At 69.5% G+C, this 20,332-nt stretch carries 19 protein-coding genes; 10 read left to right on the top strand and 9 right to left on the bottom strand.

Annotated features, from left to right (window positions below; genetic code table 11):
- The first annotated feature begins 104 nt into the window (after window positions 1-104).
- The 5 genes from H7F53_RS13980 (at window position 105) to recQ (ending at window position 7,440) form a co-directional block, all read left to right on the top strand.
- On the top strand, window positions 105-1,172 hold the full coding sequence (locus tag H7F53_RS13980; RefSeq protein WP_185680119.1) for a homocysteine S-methyltransferase family protein: 1,068 nt from the start codon (window positions 105-107) through the stop codon (window positions 1,170-1,172).
- Window positions 1,173-1,266: 94 nt separating this feature from the next.
- Window positions 1,267-3,867, top strand: coding sequence for a methionine synthase (gene metH, locus H7F53_RS13975; protein WP_185680118.1), 2,601 nt, complete (start codon window positions 1,267-1,269; stop codon window positions 3,865-3,867).
- A 50-nt stretch (window positions 3,868-3,917) separates the two neighbouring features.
- Window positions 3,918-5,132 carry a serine hydrolase domain-containing protein gene (locus H7F53_RS13970; protein WP_246438911.1) on the top strand — a complete coding sequence of 405 codons (1,215 nt, stop codon included), beginning with the start codon at window positions 3,918-3,920 and terminating at the stop codon, window positions 5,130-5,132.
- 112 nt (window positions 5,133-5,244) lie between these two features.
- Complete coding sequence (locus H7F53_RS13965; protein WP_185680117.1) at window positions 5,245-5,499, top strand: hypothetical protein; 255 nt, start codon at window positions 5,245-5,247, stop codon at window positions 5,497-5,499.
- A 135-nt stretch (window positions 5,500-5,634) separates the two neighbouring features.
- Window positions 5,635-7,440, top strand: coding sequence for a DNA helicase RecQ (gene recQ / locus H7F53_RS13960; RefSeq protein ID WP_221773750.1), 1,806 nt, complete (start codon window positions 5,635-5,637; stop codon window positions 7,438-7,440).
- Between the two features lie 54 nt (window positions 7,441-7,494).
- On the opposite strand, the gene H7F53_RS13955 is transcribed toward recQ, so the two are convergent.
- Window positions 7,495-7,671, bottom strand: a complete 177-nt coding sequence (locus tag H7F53_RS13955) for a DUF465 domain-containing protein (protein ID WP_185680115.1) — start codon at window positions 7,669-7,671, stop codon at window positions 7,495-7,497.
- Between the two features lie 330 nt (window positions 7,672-8,001).
- Between H7F53_RS13955 and H7F53_RS13950 the strand changes: the two genes are divergently transcribed.
- From H7F53_RS13950 to H7F53_RS13935, 4 genes are read left to right on the top strand one after another with little or no spacing between them, the layout of a single operon-like run.
- Complete coding sequence (locus tag H7F53_RS13950; RefSeq protein ID WP_246438910.1) at window positions 8,002-8,925, top strand: SPFH domain-containing protein; 924 nt, start codon at window positions 8,002-8,004, stop codon at window positions 8,923-8,925.
- An 18-nt stretch (window positions 8,926-8,943) separates the two neighbouring features.
- Window positions 8,944-9,153 (top strand): type II toxin-antitoxin system antitoxin, encoded by a 210-nt coding sequence (locus H7F53_RS13945; RefSeq protein WP_185680114.1) that lies wholly within the window; start codon window positions 8,944-8,946, stop codon window positions 9,151-9,153.
- Between the two features lie 52 nt (window positions 9,154-9,205).
- Window positions 9,206-9,568 carry a hypothetical protein gene (locus tag H7F53_RS13940; RefSeq protein WP_185680113.1) on the top strand — a complete coding sequence of 121 codons (363 nt, stop codon included), beginning with the start codon at window positions 9,206-9,208 and terminating at the stop codon, window positions 9,566-9,568.
- 38 nt (window positions 9,569-9,606) lie between these two features.
- On the top strand, window positions 9,607-9,900 hold the full coding sequence (locus H7F53_RS13935; RefSeq protein ID WP_185680112.1) for a hypothetical protein: 294 nt from the start codon (window positions 9,607-9,609) through the stop codon (window positions 9,898-9,900).
- Between the two features lie 22 nt (window positions 9,901-9,922).
- Here the strand turns inward: H7F53_RS13935 and ribA are convergent, their stop codons facing one another.
- The 8 genes from ribA to H7F53_RS13895 all read right to left on the bottom strand — a co-directional run bounded on the left by ribA (window position 9,923) and on the right by H7F53_RS13895 (window position 18,850).
- Window positions 9,923-10,993: a GTP cyclohydrolase II gene (gene ribA / locus H7F53_RS13930; RefSeq protein ID WP_185680111.1), complete on the bottom strand. Its 1,071-nt coding sequence runs from the start codon at window positions 10,991-10,993 to the stop codon at window positions 9,923-9,925.
- Window positions 10,990-11,781 (bottom strand): exodeoxyribonuclease III, encoded by a 792-nt coding sequence (locus tag H7F53_RS13925; protein WP_185680110.1) that lies wholly within the window; start codon window positions 11,779-11,781, stop codon window positions 10,990-10,992. The genes ribA and H7F53_RS13925 overlap by 4 nt, the downstream gene beginning before the upstream one ends.
- Window positions 11,782-12,116: 335 nt before the next feature.
- On the bottom strand, window positions 12,117-12,794 hold the full coding sequence (locus H7F53_RS13920; RefSeq protein ID WP_185680109.1) for a LolA family protein: 678 nt from the start codon (window positions 12,792-12,794) through the stop codon (window positions 12,117-12,119).
- A gap of 71 nt (window positions 12,795-12,865) precedes the next feature.
- Complete coding sequence (gene rpmG / locus H7F53_RS13915) at window positions 12,866-13,033, bottom strand: 50S ribosomal protein L33 (RefSeq protein ID WP_068089980.1); 168 nt, start codon at window positions 13,031-13,033, stop codon at window positions 12,866-12,868.
- A 360-nt stretch (window positions 13,034-13,393) separates the two neighbouring features.
- Window positions 13,394-13,663 (bottom strand): GlsB/YeaQ/YmgE family stress response membrane protein, encoded by a 270-nt coding sequence (locus H7F53_RS13910; RefSeq protein ID WP_185680108.1) that lies wholly within the window; start codon window positions 13,661-13,663, stop codon window positions 13,394-13,396.
- Between the two features lie 116 nt (window positions 13,664-13,779).
- Complete coding sequence (locus H7F53_RS13905; RefSeq protein WP_185680107.1) at window positions 13,780-14,592, bottom strand: undecaprenyl-diphosphate phosphatase; 813 nt, start codon at window positions 14,590-14,592, stop codon at window positions 13,780-13,782.
- 174 nt (window positions 14,593-14,766) lie between these two features.
- Window positions 14,767-16,914 (bottom strand): M13 family metallopeptidase, encoded by a 2,148-nt coding sequence (locus H7F53_RS13900; RefSeq protein ID WP_185680106.1) that lies wholly within the window; start codon window positions 16,912-16,914, stop codon window positions 14,767-14,769.
- A 115-nt stretch (window positions 16,915-17,029) separates the two neighbouring features.
- A complete protein-coding gene (locus H7F53_RS13895) occupies window positions 17,030-18,850 on the bottom strand; it encodes an ABC transporter transmembrane domain-containing protein (protein WP_185680105.1) in 1,821 nt (606 codons plus the stop codon).
- A 166-nt stretch (window positions 18,851-19,016) separates the two neighbouring features.
- On the opposite strand from H7F53_RS13895, the gene H7F53_RS13890 reads away from it, so the two are divergent.
- Window positions 19,017-20,249 carry a polyhydroxyalkanoate depolymerase gene (locus H7F53_RS13890; protein ID WP_185680104.1) on the top strand — a complete coding sequence of 411 codons (1,233 nt, stop codon included), beginning with the start codon at window positions 19,017-19,019 and terminating at the stop codon, window positions 20,247-20,249.
- Window positions 20,250-20,332 lie beyond the last annotated feature (83 nt).

The raw sequence follows: 20,332 nt of genomic DNA, 5'->3' as shown, positions 1-20,332 counted from the left end.
GTTCAGGATCCATCGTGCCCTGAGGCACGGATGGTGCCGGAGGCGAAATGGACCCTGAAACAAGTTCAGGGTGACGATGGTGGTAACGAACAAGGACCAAACCGATGAACGCCTTTACCCCCAGCGCCGCCCGCGCCGCCTTCCTGGCTGAAGCCGCGCAGCGCATCCTGATCACGGACGGCGCCTTCGGGACCGAGATCCAGGGCTGGAAGCTGGCCGAGGCCGACTATGCCGGCACGCTGGGTCTGGCCAAGGACCAGAAGGGCAACAACGACATCCTCGCGCTGACCAAGCCCGAGGTGCCCGAGGCGATCCACCGCGCCTACTTCGCGGCCGGGGCGGACATTGCCGAGACCAACACCTTCTCGGCCAACCGGATCAGCCAGGCCGACTATGCCGCCGAGCATCTGGTGCGCGAGATCAACGTGGAAAGCGCCCGCCTGGCCCGCCGCGTGGCGGACGAGTTCGCCGCGGCGGACGGCCGCCCGCGCTTCGTCGCCGGGGCGATCGGACCGACCAACAAGACCCTCTCGCTCAGCCCCGACGTCAATGACCCGGGCTTCCGCGAGATCGACTGGGACACCCTGGTCGAGGTCTACTCCGAACAGGCCGCGGCGCTGGTCGAGGGCGGGGCCGACTTCATCCTGATCGAGACCGTGTTCGACACGCTCAATGCCAAGGCCGGCATCATGGCGGTCAAGCAGCTCGAGCAGGCGCTGGGCCGCGAGGTGCCGATCATGCTCTCGATGACCCTCACCGACCTGTCGGGGCGCAACCTCTCGGGCCACACGGTCGAGGCCTTCTGGCACGCGGTGCGCCATGCCAAGCCGCTGACCATCGGGCTCAACTGCTCGTTCGGCGCGACCCAGCTGCGCCCGCACGTCAAGCTGCTGAGCGAGATCGCCGACACCGCGATCATGGTCTATCCCAACGCCGGCCTGCCCAACGAGCTGGGCGCCTATGACGAGCTGCCCGACACCACCGCCGGGCTGGTCCACGAATGGGCTGCGGCCGGGCAGGTGAACGTGCTGGGCGGCTGCTGCGGCTCAACCCCGGCGCATATCGCGGCCATGGCGAAAGCGGTGCAGGGCCTGCCGGGGCGAACGATCCCCGCGCTGGAGCCGGTGACGCGCCTTGCCGGGCTGGAGCCGTTCATCATGGCGGCCGCCTGATCCCAACCACTCCCACCCCGTTCGTGTCGAGCGAAGTCGAGACACGGGCGCACAACGTGTCTCGACTTCGCTCGACACGAACGGAACATTGCTTGTGACCCAGAATTCATCCGCCCGCTTCGTCAACATCGGCGAACGCACCAATGTCACCGGCTCGGCCGCCTTCAAGAAGCTGATCCTTGCGGGGGACTACCCCAAGGCGATCGAGGTGGCACGCCAGCAGGTCGAGAACGGCGCGCAGGTGATCGACGTCAACATGGACGAGGGCCTGCTCGACGCGGTCCACGCCATGACGACCTATCTCAAGCTGCTGGCCGCCGAGCCCGACATCGCGCGGGTGCCGGTGATGATCGACAGCTCAAAGTGGGAGGTGATCGAGGCCGGGCTGAAGTGCGTCTCGGGCAAGCCGATCGTCAATTCGATCAGCATGAAGGAAGGCGAAGAGCCGTTCCTGGCCCAGGCGAGACTGTGCATGGACTATGGCGCCGCGGTGGTGGTCATGGCTTTCGACGAGAAGGGGCAGGCCGACACCAGGGCGCGCAAGGTCGAGATCTGCACGCGGGCCTACAAGCTGTTGACCGGGATCGGCTTCCCGCCCGAGGATATCATTTTCGATCCCAACATCTTCGCCGTGGCGACCGGGATCGAGGAGCACAACAACTACGCGGTCGACTTCATCGAGGCGGTGAGGGAGATCCGCGCCGCCTGCCCGCATGTCCACTTCTCGGGCGGGCTGTCCAACCTGTCGTTCTCGTTCCGCGGCAACGAGCCGGTGCGCCGGGCGATGCATTCGATCTTCCTCTACCACGCGATCCCGGCCGGGCTGGACATGGCGATCGTCAACGCCGGCCAGCTCGACGTCTACGACACGATCGACCCGGCGCTGCGGCTGGCCTGCGAGGACGTGATCCTCAACCGCGATCCCGATGCGACCGAACGGCTGATCACGCTGGCCGAGCAGTTCAAGGGCGCCGACAAGGCCGCCGACAAGGCGGCCGAGGAATGGCGCGGCTGGGACGTGATCAAGCGGATCGAGCATGCCCTGGTGAAGGGCATCGATGCCCATATCGTCGACGACACCGAGCTGGCGCGGCAGGAGATCGCGGCGCGCGGCGGCCGCCCGATCGAGGTGATCGAGGGCCCGCTGATGGACGGCATGAACGTGGTCGGCGACCTGTTCGGCGCCGGCAAGATGTTCCTCCCGCAGGTGGTCAAGAGCGCCCGCGTGATGAAGAAGGCCGTGGCCCACCTGATCCCCTACATCGAGGCGGAGAAGGAGGAGGGCGCCAAGGCCAAGGGCCGGATCATCATGGCCACGGTCAAGGGCGACGTCCACGACATCGGCAAAAACATCGTCGGCGTGGTCCTGCAGTGCAACGGCTACGAGGTGCTCGACCTGGGGGTGATGGTGCCGTGGTCGAAGATCATCGACACCGCGCAGCAGGAGCAGGTCGACATGATCGGCCTGTCGGGCCTGATCACCCCCTCGCTCGACGAGATGGTGACCGTGGCCGAGGAGATGCAGCGCGCCGGCATGACCATGCCGCTGCTGATCGGCGGGGCGACCACCAGCAAGGTCCACACCGCGCTGCGGATCGATCCGGCCTATGAGGGCCCGGTGATCCACGTGCTCGACGCCAGCCGCGCAGTGGGCGTGGCCAGCCAGCTGCTGTCCGACACCCAGGCCAAGCCGTTCATCCATGCCACGGCGAACGAGTACGAGGCCGTGCGCGAGGCGCGCGCCGGCAAGGAGGGTTCGGCCCTGCTCCCGCTCGAGGACGCCCGCGCCAACGCCTTCGTGCCCGACTTCGCCGAAAAGGCCCCTGCCCCGGCCCAGCCCGGGCTCCACGTCTATGCCGACTGGGACCTCGCCGACCTGGTCGAGTGCATCGACTGGACCCCGTTCTTCCGCGCCTGGGAGCTGGCCGGAACCTATCCCGCGATCCTCGAGGACACGGTGGTGGGGGAAAGCGCGCGATCGCTCTATGCCGATGCGCGCGCCATGCTGGAGCGGATCGTCGCCGAGAAGTGGCTGACCGCAAAGGGGGTCGCCGCATTCTGGCCGTGCCGGCGCGACGGGGACGACATCCTGCTCGACAACGGCACCCGCCTCCCCTTCCTGCGCCAGCAGATCAAGAAGAGCCGCGGCCGTGCCAACTTCTGCCTGGCCGACTTCATCGATCCGGCGGGCGACTGGCTGGGCGGCTTCGCGGTGGGCATCCACGGGATCGAGCCGCACCTCGCCCGCTTCCAGGCCGCGCACGACGATTACAACGACATCCTGCTCAAGGCCCTGGCGGACCGTTTCGCCGAGGCCTTCGCCGAGCGGCTGCACCAGCACGTGCGCACCACGCTGTGGGGCTATGCCCCGGGCGAGCAATTGACCAACGAGGCGCTGATCCGCGAGCAGTATCGCGGCATCCGCCCGGCGCCGGGCTATCCCGCCTGCCCCGATCACAGCCTCAAGCCGATCCTGTTCGATCTGCTCAAGGCCACCGACAATGCCGGGCTGACCCTGACCGAAAGCCAGGCCATGCTGCCTACCGCGGCGGTCTCGGGCTTCTACTTCGCCCACCCCGACAGCCAGTACTTCGGCGTGGCGCGGATCGGGCGCGACCAGGTCGAGGACTATGCCGCGCGGCGCGGGGTCGATCTGCCGACGGCGGAGCGCTGGCTACGGCCCAACCTGGACTGATCGCGCCCGCCGGGCTCGACGCCGCCGCGCCAGCGGCTATGCTGCGGGCCATGCGCTGTCTGATGTCCCTTGCGCTGCTGCTCTGCGCCGCCACGGCCCGCGCCGCGCCGGACGCGCCAGCCTCCAGCGCGGTACCGGCCACCGTGGCCGTGGCCTTCGACCGTCATGGCGTGCGCCCGCTGCTCGCCGAGGGCCTCGCCGACCGGGCGACCGGGCGCCGGGTGACCGCGGACGATCCGGTGCGCGTGGCGAGCATTTCGAAGCTGATCACCGCGCTGGGCGTGCTGCGATTGGTCGAGGCCGGGCAGCTCGAACTGGATCGCGACGTCTCGGCCTACCTCGGCTGGCCGCTGCGCAACCCGGCCTTTCCCGATCGCCCGATCACGCTGCGCCTGCTGCTGTCGCACCGCTCGAGCCTGACCGACGGCGCGGACTATCTGGTACCGCTGGGCGAGACGCTGCGGAGCCGGCTGGCCGATCCGCGCGCGTGGGACCCGGTCCATCCGCCCGGCAGTGACTGGTTCCACTACACCAACCTCAACTTCCCGGTGATCGCGGCGGTGATGGAGCGGGCCACCGGCGAACGGTTCGACCGCCTGATGACGCGGTTGGTGTTCGCCCCGCTGCGGCTCGATGCCTGCTTCAACTGGTCGGGCTGCAGCCCTGCGGCGGTGCGCCGGGCCGTGGTGCTGTACCGCGCTGGCGGCGAGGTCGCGCGCGACGACCTGCGCGGCGCGAGGCCCTGTCCGGTCGGCCTGGCGGACGGGGCGGCCTGCGATCTGGCGCCCTACCGCCCGGGTGATAACGGGGCGCTGTTCTCGCCCCAGGGCGGCTTGCGCATCGCGATGCGCGGGCTGGCGCGAATCGGCCGCATGCTCGCGCGCGGCGGGGACGGCTTCCTCTCGCCGCAGAGCCTTGCCCTGCTGCCCGCGCCGCAGTGGCGGCTGAACGGCAGCAACGGCCTCGACGAGGATGGCACGGCCACCGGGCTGTTCTGCGCCTATGGCCTGGCGCTCCAGCGACTCGGCGAGGGCGGACCGGGCTGCCACGACGGACTGTTCCGCGACGGGCGCGCCCGGCTGGGCCATTCGGGCGATGCCTATGGCCTGCGCTCGGGCCTGTGGTTCGATCCGCTGAGCGGACGCGGCCTCGTTTACTTCACCACGGCGGTCGACCCGGCCGACCGCGGCCGGCGCAGCGCGTTCAGCGCCCCGGAAGAGCGCCTGATCGACCGGCTGACGGGCGGCACGGGCGTCTGGCCCTAGGCGGCAAAGTCTTGCCGGTCCCTCCGCAAAACTGCTGGTTTTCGCCTTAATCCGCTCGCGACCACGGCCGCCTAGTCTGGCCCCGGTCAGCGAGCGCTGCGTGGAGATCGGGATGAGCTTTGAACTGAACAGTGCCTTCGAACGCCGCGAGGAATGGAAATCGGCCCGGCTGTCACAAGTGGAGTATCAGGAGATCGCGCGCGCGCTGAAGACCCTGGCGAGCGAGCGTGGCGCCCCGGCCGAGCCGGCGATTGCCGCCCTCGCCCAGCGCGGGCTCGACGCGGCCCTGGGCGTGCTGGCCGAGGCCACTGGCGGCGGGGTCGAAGCCCAGTTCCATCAGTGCCGGGCGCGCGACCGGCTGCGCTGAGCCGCCAACCGTCCCACCCCTCCGCCGCCCCCTTGCCGGGGCGGCACGGAGCCCGGCGCGGAGCCTTTCCCCCCGCTCTCCGCGCCGGGCATTCCTTCCCGGCAAGGCATCTGCCATAGGCGGCGCGTGCCTGCCCTGCCTCCGAGTCCGCCCCCGACGGCGCCCCCCGCCGACAGTGTCCTGCACGAAGCGCTGCACGCGACCTTCGGGTTCAACGCGTTCCGCGGGGTACAGGAACAGGTGGTGCGCCGGATCATGGCGGACCGCTCGACCCTGGCGGTCATGCCGACCGGGGCCGGCAAGTCGCTGACCTACCAGCTCCCGGCCGTGTTGCGCGAAGGCACCTGCGTGGTGATCTCGCCGCTCATCGCGCTGATGCACGACCAGTTGCGCTCGGCCGAGGCCAACGGGATCCGCGCGGCGGCGCTGACCAGCGCCGACCTTGACCGCGAACAGACCATCGAGCGGTTCCGCGCCGGCGCGCTCGACCTGCTCTACGTCGCCCCGGAGCGCGCCAGCCAGCCGCATTTCCGCGAGCTGCTGCGCCGCGCCCCGCTGACGCTGTTCGCCATCGACGAGGCACACTGCGTATCCGAATGGGGCCACGACTTCCGCCCTGATTACCGGCTGCTGCGCCCGCTGTTCGACGAGTTTCCCGCGGTGCCGCGACTGGCCCTGACCGCCACCGCCGACGCCCACACCCGCGCCGACATCCTCGCCCAGCTCGGCATCCCCGAGGAAGGCCTGATCGTTGCCGGGTTCGACCGCCCGAACATCCGCTACAGGATCCAGCCGCGCGACCAGCCGGTGCGCCAGCTGACCCGCCTGCTGGGCGAGAATCCCGGGCCGGGGATCGTCTATGCCCAGACCCGCAGCCAGGTCGAGCGGCTGGCCGAGGCCCTGGCCGGCACCGGCCGGCCGGTCCTGGCCTACCACGCCGGCCTGCCGCCCGAGGTCCGCGCTGCCAACCAGGCCGCCTTCGTCGCGAGCGAGGACATGGTGATGGTGGCGACGATCGCCTTCGGCATGGGCATCGACAAACCCGACGTGCGCTTCGTCGCCCATGCCGGGCTGCCGAAGTCGATCGAGGCCTATTACCAGGAAACCGGCCGCGCCGGGCGCGACGGCGATCCGTCGGTCGCGGTGATGCTGTGGGGCGCCGACGATTTCGCCCGCGCCCGCCAGCGTCTGGGCGAGGTGGAGCCGCAGCGGCAGGCGGGCGAGCGGCAGCGGCTTGATGCCCTGGCCAGCCTGGTCGAGACCGCCGGCTGCCGCCGCGCGATCCTGCTGCGCCATTTCGGCGAGGACCCGCCGCAGGGCTGCGGCAACTGCGACAACTGTCTGGAGGCGCCGGGCGTGGTCGACGCGACCGAGACGGCGCGCAAGCTGCTTTCGGCGATCTACCGCACCGGCCAGTCCTATGGCCTCGGCCATATCGAGAAGGTGCTGACCGGCGCGAACGATGCCCGGGTGCTCGAGCGCGGGCACGACCAGCTGTCGGTCTTCGGGATCGTGACCGGCGAGGAGGCGCAGCTGCTCCGGCCGCTGGCGCGGGCGCTACAGGCCCGCGGCGCGCTGCTCGCCACCGAACACGGCGGACTGATGCTGGGCGGGGATGCGCGGGCGATCCTGCGGGGCGACGATGCGGTGCTGGTGGTGGTGCCGCCGCGCCGGGAAAAAACGCGGCGGGGCCGGGATGCCAGCGGCAGTGCCGCCAACCCGGTCGGCGATCCGCTGTTCGACGCGTTGCGCGCGCTGCGGCGCGAACTGGCCCAGGAGGCCGGGGTACCGCCCTATGTGGTGTTCCACGATTCGGTGCTTCGCGAGATGGCCGCGACCCGGCCACAGAGCCTGACGGAGCTGGGCCGGATCGGCGGCGTGGGCGACCGCAAGCTGGCCGCCTATGGCGAGGCTTTCCTCGCCGTCATCCGCCGGCTCTGAGCCTGGTCCACGGCCCGGAGCCGGCGGGCGGACGGCCGCGGCCGGGCCACCGCGTCAGACGCGGTGCGCCGCGCCGTGCATCAGCCGGCTGAGCCGGTCCTTGATCAGCAGCTTGAGCTTCTTGAGCCGGACGATCCGGGTCGGATCGACGGCGCGCTGGGCCATCGCCTCGCGCAGTTCGGCATCGAGCTGCTGGTGACGCTCCATCAGACGGTAGGCGTAGCTGGACATGGGTTTAGCTCCTCTTCGCAACTGGCGTGCTTCAATCGGATGTGCCGATGCCGGGGAGGGGTATGATGGGGAAGCCCATGGTCCGGCATCGACAGCATCCGATACGGTCCGACATCACGTGGCATCTGCCTGTTCAGGCCATGGCAACCGGGGTCGGGGGGAGGTGAACCGGTTGTCACGATGCCGCGCCAGAGGGGCCCGGTCCGTACACAACGGTATAGCCCAGCACAGTCGGATATCGGACGTCTGTTCTGTAATGTTTTGTTGCGATTGACCGAATACCGACGCTGGTGATATAAATACGATATCATATTTAAAGCGAGAACGGCGATGTCTGGCGACCAAGTCCTGTCCGGTGATCCGATGGCCTCGACCCGCGAGCGGGTGGCCTGGAGCACCAGCGGCTATCTCATGCTGGTGATCTTCCTGGCCCTGGCCTTCCTGCTGGTGCTGCGCATCACCACCTTCGGCACCGCCGCGCCCGGAGACGACGCAGTGCCCGGTTTCCTTGGCTCGATCGTGCTGATGCCGCTGGCCTTGATCGTGATCGCTAAGGGTTTCTACATGATCCAGCCCAACCAGGCGGCAGCGATCACCCTGTTCGGATCCTATCGCGGCACCGACCGCAATGCCGGGCTGCGCTGGGTCTGGCCGTGGATGGGCAAGACCCGGATCTCGGTGCGGGCCAACAACATGGTCTCGGAAAAGCTCAAGGTGAACGACCTGCGAGGCAACCCGATCGAGATCGCCAGCAACGTCGTGTGGCGCGTGGCCGACACGGCCCAGGCGCTGTTCGACGTCGACGACTACAAGGCCTTCGTGGTCGTCCAGATCGAATCCGCGGTGCGATCGATCGGCTCGCGCTATCCCTATGACGATATCGAGCACCACGAGGTCACCCTGCGCGGCAGCCATGAGCAGGTCGGGGCCGAGCTGCGCGACGAGCTCAACCAGCGTCTCGCCGTGGCGGGGATCACGGTCGATGACTGTGGCCTGACCCACCTGGCCTATGCCCCCGAGATTGCCGGCGCCATGCTCCGCCGCCAGCAGGCCGAGGCGGTGATCAGCGCGCGCAAGAAGCTGGTCGAAGGTGCGGTCAGCATGGTCGAGATGGCGCTCAACCAGCTGTCCGAGAAGAACGTGGTCGAACTCGACCCCGAGCGGCGGGCGACCATGGTGTCCAACCTGATGGTGGTGCTGTGCGGCGAGCGCGAGGCGCAGCCGGTGCTCAACACGGGCACCCTGTACCAGTAGGCCCGGCCGCGCCCGCGCATGACCGGCCCTGCCCGCAAGTCCTTCCCGCTGCGGCTCGATCCGGCACTCCACGCCGCGCTCGAACGACTCGCCGCGGCCGAGCTGCGCTCGGTCAACGCGCAGGTCGAGGTGCTGCTGCGCGAGGCGCTCGGGCGGCGCGGGATCCATCCGGGACGCACCGCACCGCCGCGCCGCGGCCGGCCGCCCCAGGACACCGGCACCGACTGACCCACCGCGCCGCGACTTGCCAGCGCATCCCCCCGGCGATAGGCGGCGGGGCATGAGCCTGCCCGCCGTCCCCTGCGCGCTGCGCCGCCGCCTGTTCGCAGGGCTGGCGCTGCTGCTGCTCGCCGCGGCCTGCCTGCAGGCGCTCGCGCCGGTGAGCGCGCCGTTCACGCCGCAGCGCGGATCGGCGTTCAGTGCCGCGACAGTCGACGTGGCGCTGGCCCGAGCGCAGCAGGCCGAGGCGCAGCCCGGACTGGCCATGCCGCTGCCCCCGCGGCCCTATGCGATGCCCCGGCCGCTGGCCCGCGAGGCGGCCGCCCGGCAGCCCCAGCCCTGGATGCGGCCGCGTTCGACCGGCCCTCCGCCCTTCCCCTATCTGCCCCCCTCAGCCGGACCCCGCGCCCCGCCCCACGCCTGATCCTTGCCGTTTCCCCCGCAAGCATCAGGAGCCCATCCATGGCTGAATCCGAAGCTGCCCGCGCCGCGCGCCGGGCTGACATCGAGCGCGCACTGGCGCGCTATCCCCATCTGAACCCGGCGGCCCTCGCCGAACTGACGAACTACTTCACCACCGAAGCCTCGGCGCTCGATGTCGGGCTGATCGCCAGCAATCCGGACGTCACCGCAGCCTACTGCCAGTTCCGTGCCGATCACCTCGACCGGCTCCGCCTGGCCGACTGGTTGCGCGGCCTCGCGGTTGCCGCGGCGCTTGGCGCCGTGCTGCTCGGCCTGCTCTGGCCGGCGTTCTGACGCCGCCCGCGCGCCGGACCGGCTAGCCCAGCAGGTGGCCGGTCCGGTCGCGCTTGGTGGCCAGATAGCGCGCGTTGTGGGGGTTGGCGGGCAGCTGGTGCGGCACCCGCTCGGCCACGGTCACCCCCACGCCTTCGAGCGCCGCGACCTTGGCGGGATTGTTGGTCATCAGCCGGACCGCCGCGACCCCGAGCAGCTCGAGCATCCGCGCCGCCACGGGAAAATCGCGCGCCTCGGTGGGCAGGCCAAGCCGGTTGTTGGCATCGACCGTATCGAAACCCAGGTCCTGCAGCCGGTAGGCGCGCAGCTTGTTGACCAGGCCAATCCCGCGCCCTTCCTGGCGCAGGTAGAGCAGCACGCCCCAGCCGCCCTCGGCCGCCTCGGCGGCCATCGCCGCCAGCGCGGCGTGGAGCTGCGGCCCGCAATCGCACTTGAGGCTGCCGAGGATATCGCCGGTCAGGCATTCGGAATGGAGCCGCACCAGCGGCGCGCGGTCGCCGCGCTGGGTGCCGATCACCAGCGCGACATGCTCGCGCAGATCGTCGCGGGCACGGAAGGCGACGATCTCGGCCTCCTCGCAGGCCGCCACCGGGAGCCGGGCGCGGCTGGCGATGACGAGATGTGCGGTGTCCCGCCAGGCCGCGAGGTCGGCCGTGCCCACGGCCTGGACCTCGTCCGGCACCGCGGCGAGGACCAGGAAGGCCGGCAGGATCCCGGCCAGCCGGGCCAGCTCCATCGCGGTCGCCGCCGCGACCGGATCGGGCAAGGGTTCGGCGCGGAACGGACCCTTGAACGGATGGGTCAGGTCGAGCGCAGGATCGGCCAGGACGCGGGCCTCGGCCAGGTCGAACGGCGCGGCCGCACGGATCAGCACCGGCGCCTCGGGCACGGCGGCCTCGCGCTGGTTGGCCAGCTTGAGCGTCACCGCCCGCGCGGCCGAGATCAGCATGTGCGGCGCGGTCGCTCCGGGACCGAAGCCGGTCTCGGCCGGCAGCAGGGCGAGCGTCCCGTCGACCAGCACGGCCCAGCCGTGGCGCAGCGCATCGAGCGCGAGCGCGACGCGGCGGGGGGCGCCGGCCGGATCAACGGTCAAAGAGCGAACTCCGTGACCAGCGGCACGTGATCGGACGGCTGGTCCCAGCGGCGGGTCTCCTCGACGAAGCGATGCGCACGCGACTGCGCCGCCAGCGCGGGCGAAGCCCACATGTGGTCGAGCCGGCGGCCGCGGTCCTTCTCCTGCCAGTAGGTGCGGTAGGACCACCAGGTCCAGTTGCGCTCGGGCGCCGGAATGTGCTTGCGGCCAAGATCGACCCAGCCGTGGGCATCGGCGAAGCGCTGCAGCGTCTCCACCTCGAGCGGGGTGTGGCTGACCACCTTGAGCAGGGCCTTGTGATCATAGACGTCGCAATCGAGCGGGGCGATGTTGAAATCGCCGACGATCAGCGTCGGCCGGTCGATCGTCTCGGCCCAGCGCGTCATCCGCGCGAGGAAATCGAGCTTCTGGCCGAACTTGGGATTGGCCGCGCGATCGGGAATGTCGCCACCGGCCGGGATATAGACGTTCTCGAGGACAAGGCCCTGGCCCGGCCCGAGCAGTTCGACCCCGATGTGGCGGGCCTCGCCGTTGTCCTGCCAGTCATGCCGGGCGATCTCGCGCAGCGGAATGCGGCTGAGCGTGGCGACGCCGTGATAGCCCTTCTGGCCGTGGACCACGCGGTGGGCATAGCCCGCCGCCTCGAACACCTCGTGCGGGAACAGGTGCTCGGCGCACTTGATCTCCTGCAGGCAGAGCACGTCGGGGGCTTCCTGCCGCAGGAAGCGCACCACCTGATCGGCGCGCAGGCGGACGGAATTGATGTTCCAGGTGGCGATCGAAATCATCGCCCGGCTTTAGGGAGCGGCGCCGCGGTTTTCCAGTGCCCAAGCGCGCTCCCGGTTTCCGGATGGCATGGTCAGGGCGTCGGCCAGCATGGCCGCACCGGAACAAAGGAAAACCCTCGTGCCGGGGGCAGTGGCACGAGGGTTCCTTGTCGCGTTCGTCACGCTGTGACAGGGCAACCACCAGGGAAGCTCGGGCAACAGGGGGGAAACCCGCTTCCGATCGCCTTGTCGAGAACCTGTCTAGCCGCTGCTCGCTTGCTCCCCGGTGAACGAAACCGGCAGAATTGTCGCCCTTTGTCGCGCAAATGGGGCGGACGGCGATGAGCCGTTGCGCGCTATCGACGGGTGGCGGGACGGGGATCGTTGAAGCGGAACGCGTTGTCGTCGACGGCCATGCCATAGCGCTGGTTGGCGAGCCGGATGGTGGTGCGCCGGTTCTGCGAATCGAGCGAGACCCAGCTGACCAGCTCGAGCCCGCCCGGGGCATCGGCCTTGCGCTGGAAGATCAGGGTGATCACGCCGTACTCCGGGTGGCCGCGGTCGCGCACCTCGATCGAGACGATCGCGGGGTCGCTGCTGGGCTGGAGCGTGCCGAAGCGCTTCACGTCGCGGGTGGGATCGAGCAGCGCGCCGAGCGGGCTGTTGCGGATCGGCCAGCGCTGGACCTGTTTGACCTCGTAGTCGACCAGGGTCAGCGCCTTGCCATCGCCGACGATCAGCAATGGCACGCCGGGCTGGTACTGGAAGCGGATCTTGCCCGGGCGTTTGAGCGTGAGCTTGCCGGCAACGCGCTGGCCATTGCGGTCGGTCTGCTGGAAGTCGGCCTGCAGCGTGGTGATCGCGCGCAGCGCGCCCACCGCCAGATCAAGGTCGGTCGCACCCTGCGCCGCCGCCGGGGCGGGGCCGGCCAGGGCACCGACGAGCGGGGCCGACAGGCAAAGCGCCGCGGAAACCGCGGCGCCGGAAAGGATGCGGCCAAGGGCCGCGCGGACTGGGACGATCAAGCTGTTCATGCCGCCTCCTTGCGGATGGGCCTTGAACTCGGCGTGAACCTGCCCGGTTCCGGGGAACCGGGCCACGCGGCTTACTTGATCTTCGCTTCCTTGAATTCCACGTGCTTGCGCACGACCGGATCGTACTTCTTGAACACGAACTTCTCGGTCGTGTTGCGCGGATTCTTCTTGGTGACGTAGAAGAAGCCGGTGTCGGCGGTGGAGACCAGCCGGATCTTGACGGTTGCGGGCTTCGCCATGGCGACGCGTTCCTAAGCAAGCAGTGTAAACGGATCGAGCGGCGCTAGCGTAGCGCCGCCCGGCAAGGTTGCGGCCTCTGCGGGGGAATCACCCGAAAGTCAAGGCCGACGGGATATGCGCATCCCGTCGGCCTTGATACCGGACCGCCGCGGGCCCAACAGCGCCCGTTGCGATCGGCGGCATTCTCAATCGCAGCGGGCCTGATCTCGCCCGATTCGCGAATCACCGAACTGGCGCCGAGCCGCGACACCCCGGCTGCCCTGCCCCTTTTGCGAGAGATCAGGGCATGGTCCCGCTGGTAGCGCGAAAAGACGACGAAAGTGTTGCGACCGCCTTAACGCCGGCCAGGATGTCGCGTCTCAGCGGACCGAGCCGCGGCGCACCAGATTGACGATCGCGAGCAGCACGACCGCGCCGATGAACGAGATCAGCAGGGCGCTGGCCGAGAAGTCCCCGGACACGATGTTGCCACCGCCGATCAGCGGGTTGAGAATGAACCCGGCCAGCACGGCCCCAACGATCCCCACGACGACATTGAGAAGGACGCCCTGCTGGCCGTCGGTGCGCATCACGATGCCGGCAAGCCAGCCGAGGATGCCGCCAACGATGATGAGAATGATGAGGCCCATGACCTTTTCCTTGTGCTGCTGACGGCAAGTCGCTGTCTGCAGTGAAAGTCCCGGGAAAGAGGACGGTTCCTCGAGGGGCGACGAATCCCGGGCCGCACGGTGCGGCGGGACGGGGTTCAGCGCAGCAGGAGGAAGGCGCCCGCGGCCAGTCCGGCGACGATCCGATACCAGGCGAAGGGCGCGAAGCCGCGGCGGCTGACGTAGGCGACAAAGCCTTTGATCACCGCCAGTGCGACCACGAACGACACCGCGAAGCCGATCGCGATCTCGCTCCAGCCCACGGGCCCCGCGCCGCTCATCAGGGCCGCGCCGTTGTCCCGCAGCTCCAGCACCGTGGCGCCGAGCATGGTCGGAATCGCCAGGAAAAAGCTGAATTCGGCGGCGGTGCGGCGCTCGATCCCCATCGCCAGCGCGCCCATGATCGTCGCCCCCGAGCGGCTGACGCCGGGGATCATCGCGATGCACTGGACCAGCCCCACCCCGATCGCCTGGCGCGCGGGCAACTGGCCGATCCCGGTCGCCGGGCCGGGCCTGGCTCTCTGTTCGATCGCCAGGATCGCGAAGCCCCCCAGCACCAGCGCGGCGCAGACCACCAGCGGACTGCCGAGCAGCACGTCGATATAGCGCTTGGCGGCCAGCCCGATCACCACCGAAGGCAGGAAGGCCAGCAGCAGGTTGCGCAGGAAGGCCAGGCTGAGCGGTTCGAGCCGGAGCAGACCCATGCCCACGGCCCAGAACGTGCGCCAGTACTGCACCACCACGGCCAGAATCGCGCCGAGCTGGATGACCACGTTGAACACCTTCCAGTGATCGGCGTCGAAGCCGAACAGCTCGGTCGCAAGGATCAGGTGGCCGGTCGAGGACACCGGCAGAAATTCGGTGAGGCCCTCGACGATGCCGAGCAGGACGGCGGTGATGGTCTGCGTCATGGCGCCGGGTCATGCCGGGCGAGGGAGGCACTGGCAAGGTGCGCCGGTCAGGATTGCGCAAATGTCCCGAGGGTCCCGGGGCTGCACACCCCGGCCTCAGGATTGTCCTCCCTCGCCTGACCCGGGGGACGCGCAGGGGTCGCCGTGATCAGCGCCCCCTGCGCTCTCGCGCCGTCACCAGATGCGGATGCGCTCGGCCGGCGGCAGGTACAGGGCGTCGCCCGGCTTGACCCCGAAGGCCTTGTACCATTCGTCGAAGTTACGGACGATGCCGTTGACCCGGTACATCGCCGGCGAGTGCGGATCGACCAGCAGCAGCTGCCGGGCGGTCTCCTCGCGGTACTTCGACCGCCAGACCTGGGCAAAGCCCATGAAGAAGCGCTGGTCACCGGTCAGGCCGTCGATCACCGGAGCCGGCTTGCCCCCGAGCGAGAGCTTGTAGGCCCGGTAGGCCAGGCTGAGCCCGCCGAGATCGCCGATGTTTTCGCCCAGGGTCAGCTTGCCGTTGACGCAGGTCTTGCCGCCGTCGAACGGGCAGAGCTTGTCGTACTGCCCCACCAGCCGGTCAGTAAGGGCCACGAAGTTGCGCTTGTCAGCCGCGGTCCACCAGTCGCGCAGGTTGCCGGTCCCATCGAACTTCGCGCCCTGATCATCGAACCCGTGGCCCATCTCGTGCCCGATCACCGCGCCGATCCCGCCATAGTTCACCGCCGGATCGGCCGAGAGATTGAAGAACGGCGGCTGGAGGATCGCGGCAGGAAAGACGATCTCGTTGCGCTGCGGGCTGTAGTAGGCATTCACCGTCTGCGGCTGCATGTACCACTCGCTGCGGTCGATCGGCTGCCCGATCCGCTTGTCCGCGAAGGCGGAATGCCATTCCGCGGCGGCCATGTCGTTGGCGAAGGCGGTGGTCGCGGTGATGGTCAGCCCGGCATAGTCCTTCCACTGGTCGGTGCTGCCGATCTTGGGCGTGAAGGCCGCCAGCTTGGCCTCGGCCTGCTTGCGGGTCTCTGGCCCCATCCACTTGAGCTCGGCCAGGTTGGCAGCCATCGCCTTGCGCAGGTTGCCGACCAGGTCGGTCATCGCCGCCCGGTTGGCGGCGGGGAAATAGCGCGCGACATAGATCTGGCCGAGCAGATCCCCGAGCTGGCGCTGGACCGCATCGAGACCGCGCTTCCAGCGGGCGCGCTGCTCGGGCTGGCCGGACAGCAGCTTGCCGTAGAAGGCGAAGTTGGCATCGTCGATGCGCCGCGGCAGGACCGAAGCATGGGCCGACAGGAACCGCGCGGCGAGCCAGGCCTTCCACACTTCGACCGGCTGGCTGCGGATCAGCGCCAGCGCCGCCGGGAACCCGCCCCCGACCTTGGCCTTGAGCTCATCCGGGGTGAGGCGCGCCTGGGCGACCTCGGCCGGGGTCAGCGGCAGCTCGCTGATCGTCACCACGCTGGCGGCCGCGGCGCCCGGGCCGGAGGCCCGGATGAACGTGGCGAGATCGGCGCCGCCCGGCAGCGCGGCCACCTCGGCCATGGTCAGCTTGTTGTAGGTCAGGTCCGGATCGCGGGTGATCGTGCGATCCCAGGCGGCGCGGGCCAGCTCGGTCTCGAGCGCGTAGATCCGCTCGGCCATGCCCTGCGGATCGGCGATTCCGGCCTCGCCCAGCAGCATGGCGGTGAAAGCCTTGTACTGCGCCCGGATCGGCGGGAAGCGGGGGTTGTCCGACAGATAATAGTCGCGATCGGGGAGGCCCAGACCACCCAGGTCGAGCTGCAGGACGTAACGGTCGCTCTGCTTGGGATCGGCATCGACACTGCCGTTGATCGGGCTGGGCAGGCCGGGCGCGGCAAACAGGACAAGCAGATCGTCGGCCGAGCGCGCGGCGGCGATCCGGTCGAGCACCGGGCGGGCCGGGGCGAGGCCGGCCTGCTCGATCGCACCCTCGTTCATGAAGGCGCTGTAGGCGGCGAGGAGCCGCGCCTCGTTGCTGCCAGGGGCGGGCTTGCTCGCCACCAGATCATCGATGATCGCGCGCACCCGGGTTTCCGACAGCGCCGCAAGCTGGTGGAACGAGCCCCAGCCGGTGCGGTCGGCCGGGATCTCGAACTGGTCGATCCACTTGCCGTTGACATAGCGGAAGAAGTCCTGCCCCGGCCGGACCGAGCGATCGATCCACTGGGTCTGCAGGCCGGCGCGGCCCCAGTCGCCGGTGTCGGCAGTGGCGGCGGGGGCGGCAGATGTGGCGGGAGCGGTCTGGGCCAGTGCCGGGCCGGAGGCGGTCAGGACCAGCGCAAGGCTGCTGGCCGCAAGCAGAAAGGGCTTGTTCATGAGTAACTTGGGTCCGTTCAACAGGAACACGAAACAGTTACGGCTGTAACCATGACGCCTTCATATCGCGCCGCCCCGCCGGTGCAACAGCCCTCTCGGCCCGGCGCGGGCCGGATCAGAGCGCGGTGAGGCGTTGCTCGTCGAACTGCAGCGAGGCCAACCGGGCATAGAGCCCGCCCGCCGCAACCAGGCGCTGGTGGGTCCCCTCCTCGACGATCCGCCCCCCGTCCATCACGACGATACGGTCGGCCTGGCGCACGGTGGCCAGGCGGTGGGCGATGACCAGCGTGGTGCGGCTGGCCATCAGGCGGTCGAGTGCATCCTGGACCAGCCGTTCGCTTTCGGCGTCGAGCGCGCTGGTGGCCTCGTCGAGCAGCAGGATCGGCGCCTGGCGCAGCAGTGCACGGGCGATGGCGATGCGCTGGCGCTGCCCGCCGGACAGCCGCGCGCCGTTTTCGCCGAGGAAGCTGTCGAGGCCCTGCGGCAGCGCGCGCAGGAAGTCCTCGGCATTGGCGGCCCGGGCCGCCTCCCAGATCGCCTCGTCCGACGCGTCCCAGTTGCCATAGCGCAGATTGTCGCGCGCGCTGGCGGCGAACAGCACGCCCTCCTGCGGGACGATCGCCATGCGCCGCCGCACCTCGGCCGGATCGGCCGAGACCAGGGGCACCCCGTCGAGCTTGATCGTGCCGACCTGGGGGTCGTAGAACCGCTGGGCCAGCTGGAACACGGTCGACTTGCCGGCGCCCGAGGGACCGACCAGGGCAACGGTCTCCCCGGGCTCGATGGTCAGGCTGAATTCGCCGATCGCTGCCGCGTCCGGCCGGCTGGGGTAGCGGAACGACACCTTCTCGAAGCTCAGCTGGCCGCGCGGCGGGGCGGGCAGCGCGATCGGCCGCTCGGGCGCGGCGATCAACGGCCGCTCGTTGAGCAGTTCGTTCAGCCGACTGGCCGCACCGGCGCCGCGCAACAGGTCGCCATAGACCTCGGTGAGCGCTCCGAACGCCCCGGCGACGAGCAGCCCGGTGAGCACGAAGGCGGTGATTGTGCCGCTGCTCAGGGCCCCCGTGGCGACGCTGATCGAGCCCTGCCACATGATCACGGCGATCGAACCGAACACCAGCACCATGACCAGCGCGGTCATCACCGCGCGGATCCTGATGCGCCGCCGGGCCGCCGCGAAGATGGCTTCGGCCGAGCTGGCGAAGCGGTCGGCTTCACGCGCCTCCTGGTTGAAGGACTGCACCACGCGCATCGCCCCGAGCACCTCGGTGACCAGCGCTCCGACATCGGCGACCCGGTCCTGGCTGATGCGCGAGGCCTTCGACAGGCGCCGCCCGAACCAGACGATCGGCGCGATGATCAAGGGAATGGCGATCACCAATTGCAGGGTCAGGCCGGGCGAGAGATAGAACAGGTAGCCGGTTCCGATCATCCCGGTGATCAGATTGCGCAGCGCGATCGACACCGTTGTGCCCACCACCACCTCGATCTGCGACGTGTCCGACGTCATCCGCGAGGAGATCTCCTTCGGGCTGTTCGCCTCGAAGAAGCTCGGGGGCAGCCGCAGCAGGTTGCGCTGCACCGCCTCGCGCAGATCGGCGACGACGCGCTCGCCCAGCCAGGAAACCCAGTAGAAGCGCACCGCCGTGGCCAGACCGAGCACGACGATGATCACCAGCAGGCCCTGGAAGGCACGGTTGATCTCGGCGGTGCTGGCGCCGGCACCGAAGCCGTGATCGACGATCATGCGCGCGCGCATCGGGATCGCCATGGTCGCCAGCGAGGAGGTGAGCAGCGCGGTGGCCGCATAGAGGATCTGTCGCGGATAGCGGCCAGCCATGGCCCAGACCATCCGCAGCGGGCCAAGGTTGCGCGCCGGCTTGCCTTCCGGGGTATCGGACGGCAGCGTACGGGCGGCGGAGGGACGGCGGGCCATGGTGCGGCCCCTAGCGCAGCGCGGGCTCCGGAAAAAGATGCACCGGCGGACTTGACGAAAATTAACCCGCGTCGGCAACTATTGTTGCATTGCAAAAAGAGCCGGAGAGGATCATCTCTTCCCCAGATATAAGCGCCCAAGCGCGCCGCAGGACAGGAATACCAACGTGTTGTACAACGCCTATGAACTGAACCGGGCGATGCTGACCGGGGCCAGCGCCTGGGCCTCGGTCACCGCCGAGCTGCTCAACAACCCCAGCCTGCCGATGGGCTACATGGGCCTCGGGCCGGTCATGGCCTCGGCGCTCGACGTGTTCGCCCATGCCGCCGCGCCGCGCGGCAAGCCCGACTTCGGCATCGCCACGGTCACGGTCGACGGACAGAGCCATCCGGTCACCGAGGCGATCGTGCTGCGCCGGCCGTTCGGCAACCTGCTGCGCTTCAGCCACCCCGGCCTGCCCGCCGATGCCCCGCGGCTGCTGGTCGTGGCGCCGATGAGCGGCCACTTCGCCACCCTCCTGCGCGGAACCGTCGCCCGGCTGCTCGAGCGCGCCGAAGTGTTCATCACCGACTGGGCCGACGCCCGCCAGGTGCCGACCGACGAGGGCCCCTTCGATCTCGATGACTACATCGACTATCTGGTCGGTTTCCTCGAGTATCTCGGCCCCGGCACCCACGTTCTCGCGGTCTGCCAGCCCTCGGTTCCGGCGCTGGCCGCCACCGCGGTGATGGGCGCCAACCGGCACCCCTGCCGCCCCGCCACGCTGACCATGATGGGTGGCCCGATCGACACCCGCGAGGCCCCGACCAGCGTCAACGACGTCGCGGTCAACCGCCCGCTCTCGTGGTTCAAGCACAACGTCATCGCCACCGTGCCGCTGGGCTATCCCGGTGCGGGCCGGCGGGTCTATCCGGGCTTCCTCCAGCTCGCCGGGTTCCTCTCAATGAACCTGCAGACCCACATGATGAGCCACTGGCAGATGTTCCAGCACCTCGTGGAGGGCGACGGCGAGAGTGCCGATTCGAAGAAGGCTTTCTACGACGAGTACCGCTCGGTCTGCGACATGACGGCCGAGTTCTATCTCCAGACCATCGAGCACGTGTTCCAGCGCCACACCCTGCCCAAGGGCGAGTTCGAGCATCGCGGCCAGGTCATCGACCTGGGCGCGATCACCGACACCGCGATCCTCGCGATCGAGGGCGAGAACGACGACATCTCGGGCATCGGCCAGACCAAGGCGGCGCTCAAGCTGACGACAGGCCTGGCCGAATCGCGCAAGCAGTACCTGCTGGCGCCCGAGGTCGGCCACTACGGGATCTTCAACGGCAGCCGCTGGCGGACCCGGATCGCGCCCCAGGTCGAAGCCTTCATCGCCCGCCACCGCAGCCGCGAGGGCTGAGCACGGCAGTCCAGCGGTGACCGCCGGCTGGCCCCGCCTTCACTGCCGTGGAAGCGGCACCAGCCACTGTGTCCGCTCAGGTG

It is taken from the genome of Novosphingobium piscinae (assembly GCF_014230355.1).
GTDB classification, from domain to species: domain Bacteria; phylum Pseudomonadota; class Alphaproteobacteria; order Sphingomonadales; family Sphingomonadaceae; genus Novosphingobium; species Novosphingobium piscinae.
The sequence above is the reverse complement of the archived record's forward strand: the minus strand, read 5'-3'. Positions and strand labels throughout refer to the sequence as shown.

Excerpts from the sequence above, each read along its gene's own strand:
- H7F53_RS13980 (WP_185680119.1), top strand. The coding sequence starts at position 105 with ATGAACGCCTTTACCCCCAGCGCCGCCCGCGCCGCCTTCCTGGCTGAA.
- H7F53_RS13970 (WP_246438911.1), top strand. The coding sequence starts at position 3,918 with ATGCGCTGTCTGATGTCCCTTGCGCTGCTGCTCTGCGCCGCCACGGCC.
- H7F53_RS13965 (WP_185680117.1), top strand. The coding sequence starts at position 5,245 with ATGAGCTTTGAACTGAACAGTGCCTTCGAACGCCGCGAGGAATGGAAA.
- H7F53_RS13955 (WP_185680115.1), bottom strand. The coding sequence starts at position 7,671 with ATGTCCAGCTACGCCTACCGTCTGATGGAGCGTCACCAGCAGCTCGAT.
- H7F53_RS13950 (WP_246438910.1), top strand. The coding sequence starts at position 8,002 with ATGTCTGGCGACCAAGTCCTGTCCGGTGATCCGATGGCCTCGACCCGC.
- H7F53_RS13945 (WP_185680114.1), top strand. The coding sequence starts at position 8,944 with ATGACCGGCCCTGCCCGCAAGTCCTTCCCGCTGCGGCTCGATCCGGCA.
- H7F53_RS13940 (WP_185680113.1), top strand. The coding sequence starts at position 9,206 with ATGAGCCTGCCCGCCGTCCCCTGCGCGCTGCGCCGCCGCCTGTTCGCA.
- H7F53_RS13935 (WP_185680112.1), top strand. The coding sequence starts at position 9,607 with ATGGCTGAATCCGAAGCTGCCCGCGCCGCGCGCCGGGCTGACATCGAG.
- H7F53_RS13925 (WP_185680110.1), bottom strand. The coding sequence starts at position 11,781 with ATGATTTCGATCGCCACCTGGAACATCAATTCCGTCCGCCTGCGCGCC.
- H7F53_RS13920 (WP_185680109.1), bottom strand. The coding sequence starts at position 12,794 with ATGAACAGCTTGATCGTCCCAGTCCGCGCGGCCCTTGGCCGCATCCTT.
- rpmG (WP_068089980.1), bottom strand. The coding sequence starts at position 13,033 with ATGGCGAAGCCCGCAACCGTCAAGATCCGGCTGGTCTCCACCGCCGAC.
- H7F53_RS13910 (WP_185680108.1), bottom strand. The coding sequence starts at position 13,663 with ATGGGCCTCATCATTCTCATCATCGTTGGCGGCATCCTCGGCTGGCTT.
- H7F53_RS13905 (WP_185680107.1), bottom strand. The coding sequence starts at position 14,592 with ATGACGCAGACCATCACCGCCGTCCTGCTCGGCATCGTCGAGGGCCTC.
- H7F53_RS13900 (WP_185680106.1), bottom strand. The coding sequence starts at position 16,914 with ATGAACAAGCCCTTTCTGCTTGCGGCCAGCAGCCTTGCGCTGGTCCTG.
- H7F53_RS13895 (WP_185680105.1), bottom strand. The coding sequence starts at position 18,850 with ATGGCCCGCCGTCCCTCCGCCGCCCGTACGCTGCCGTCCGATACCCCG.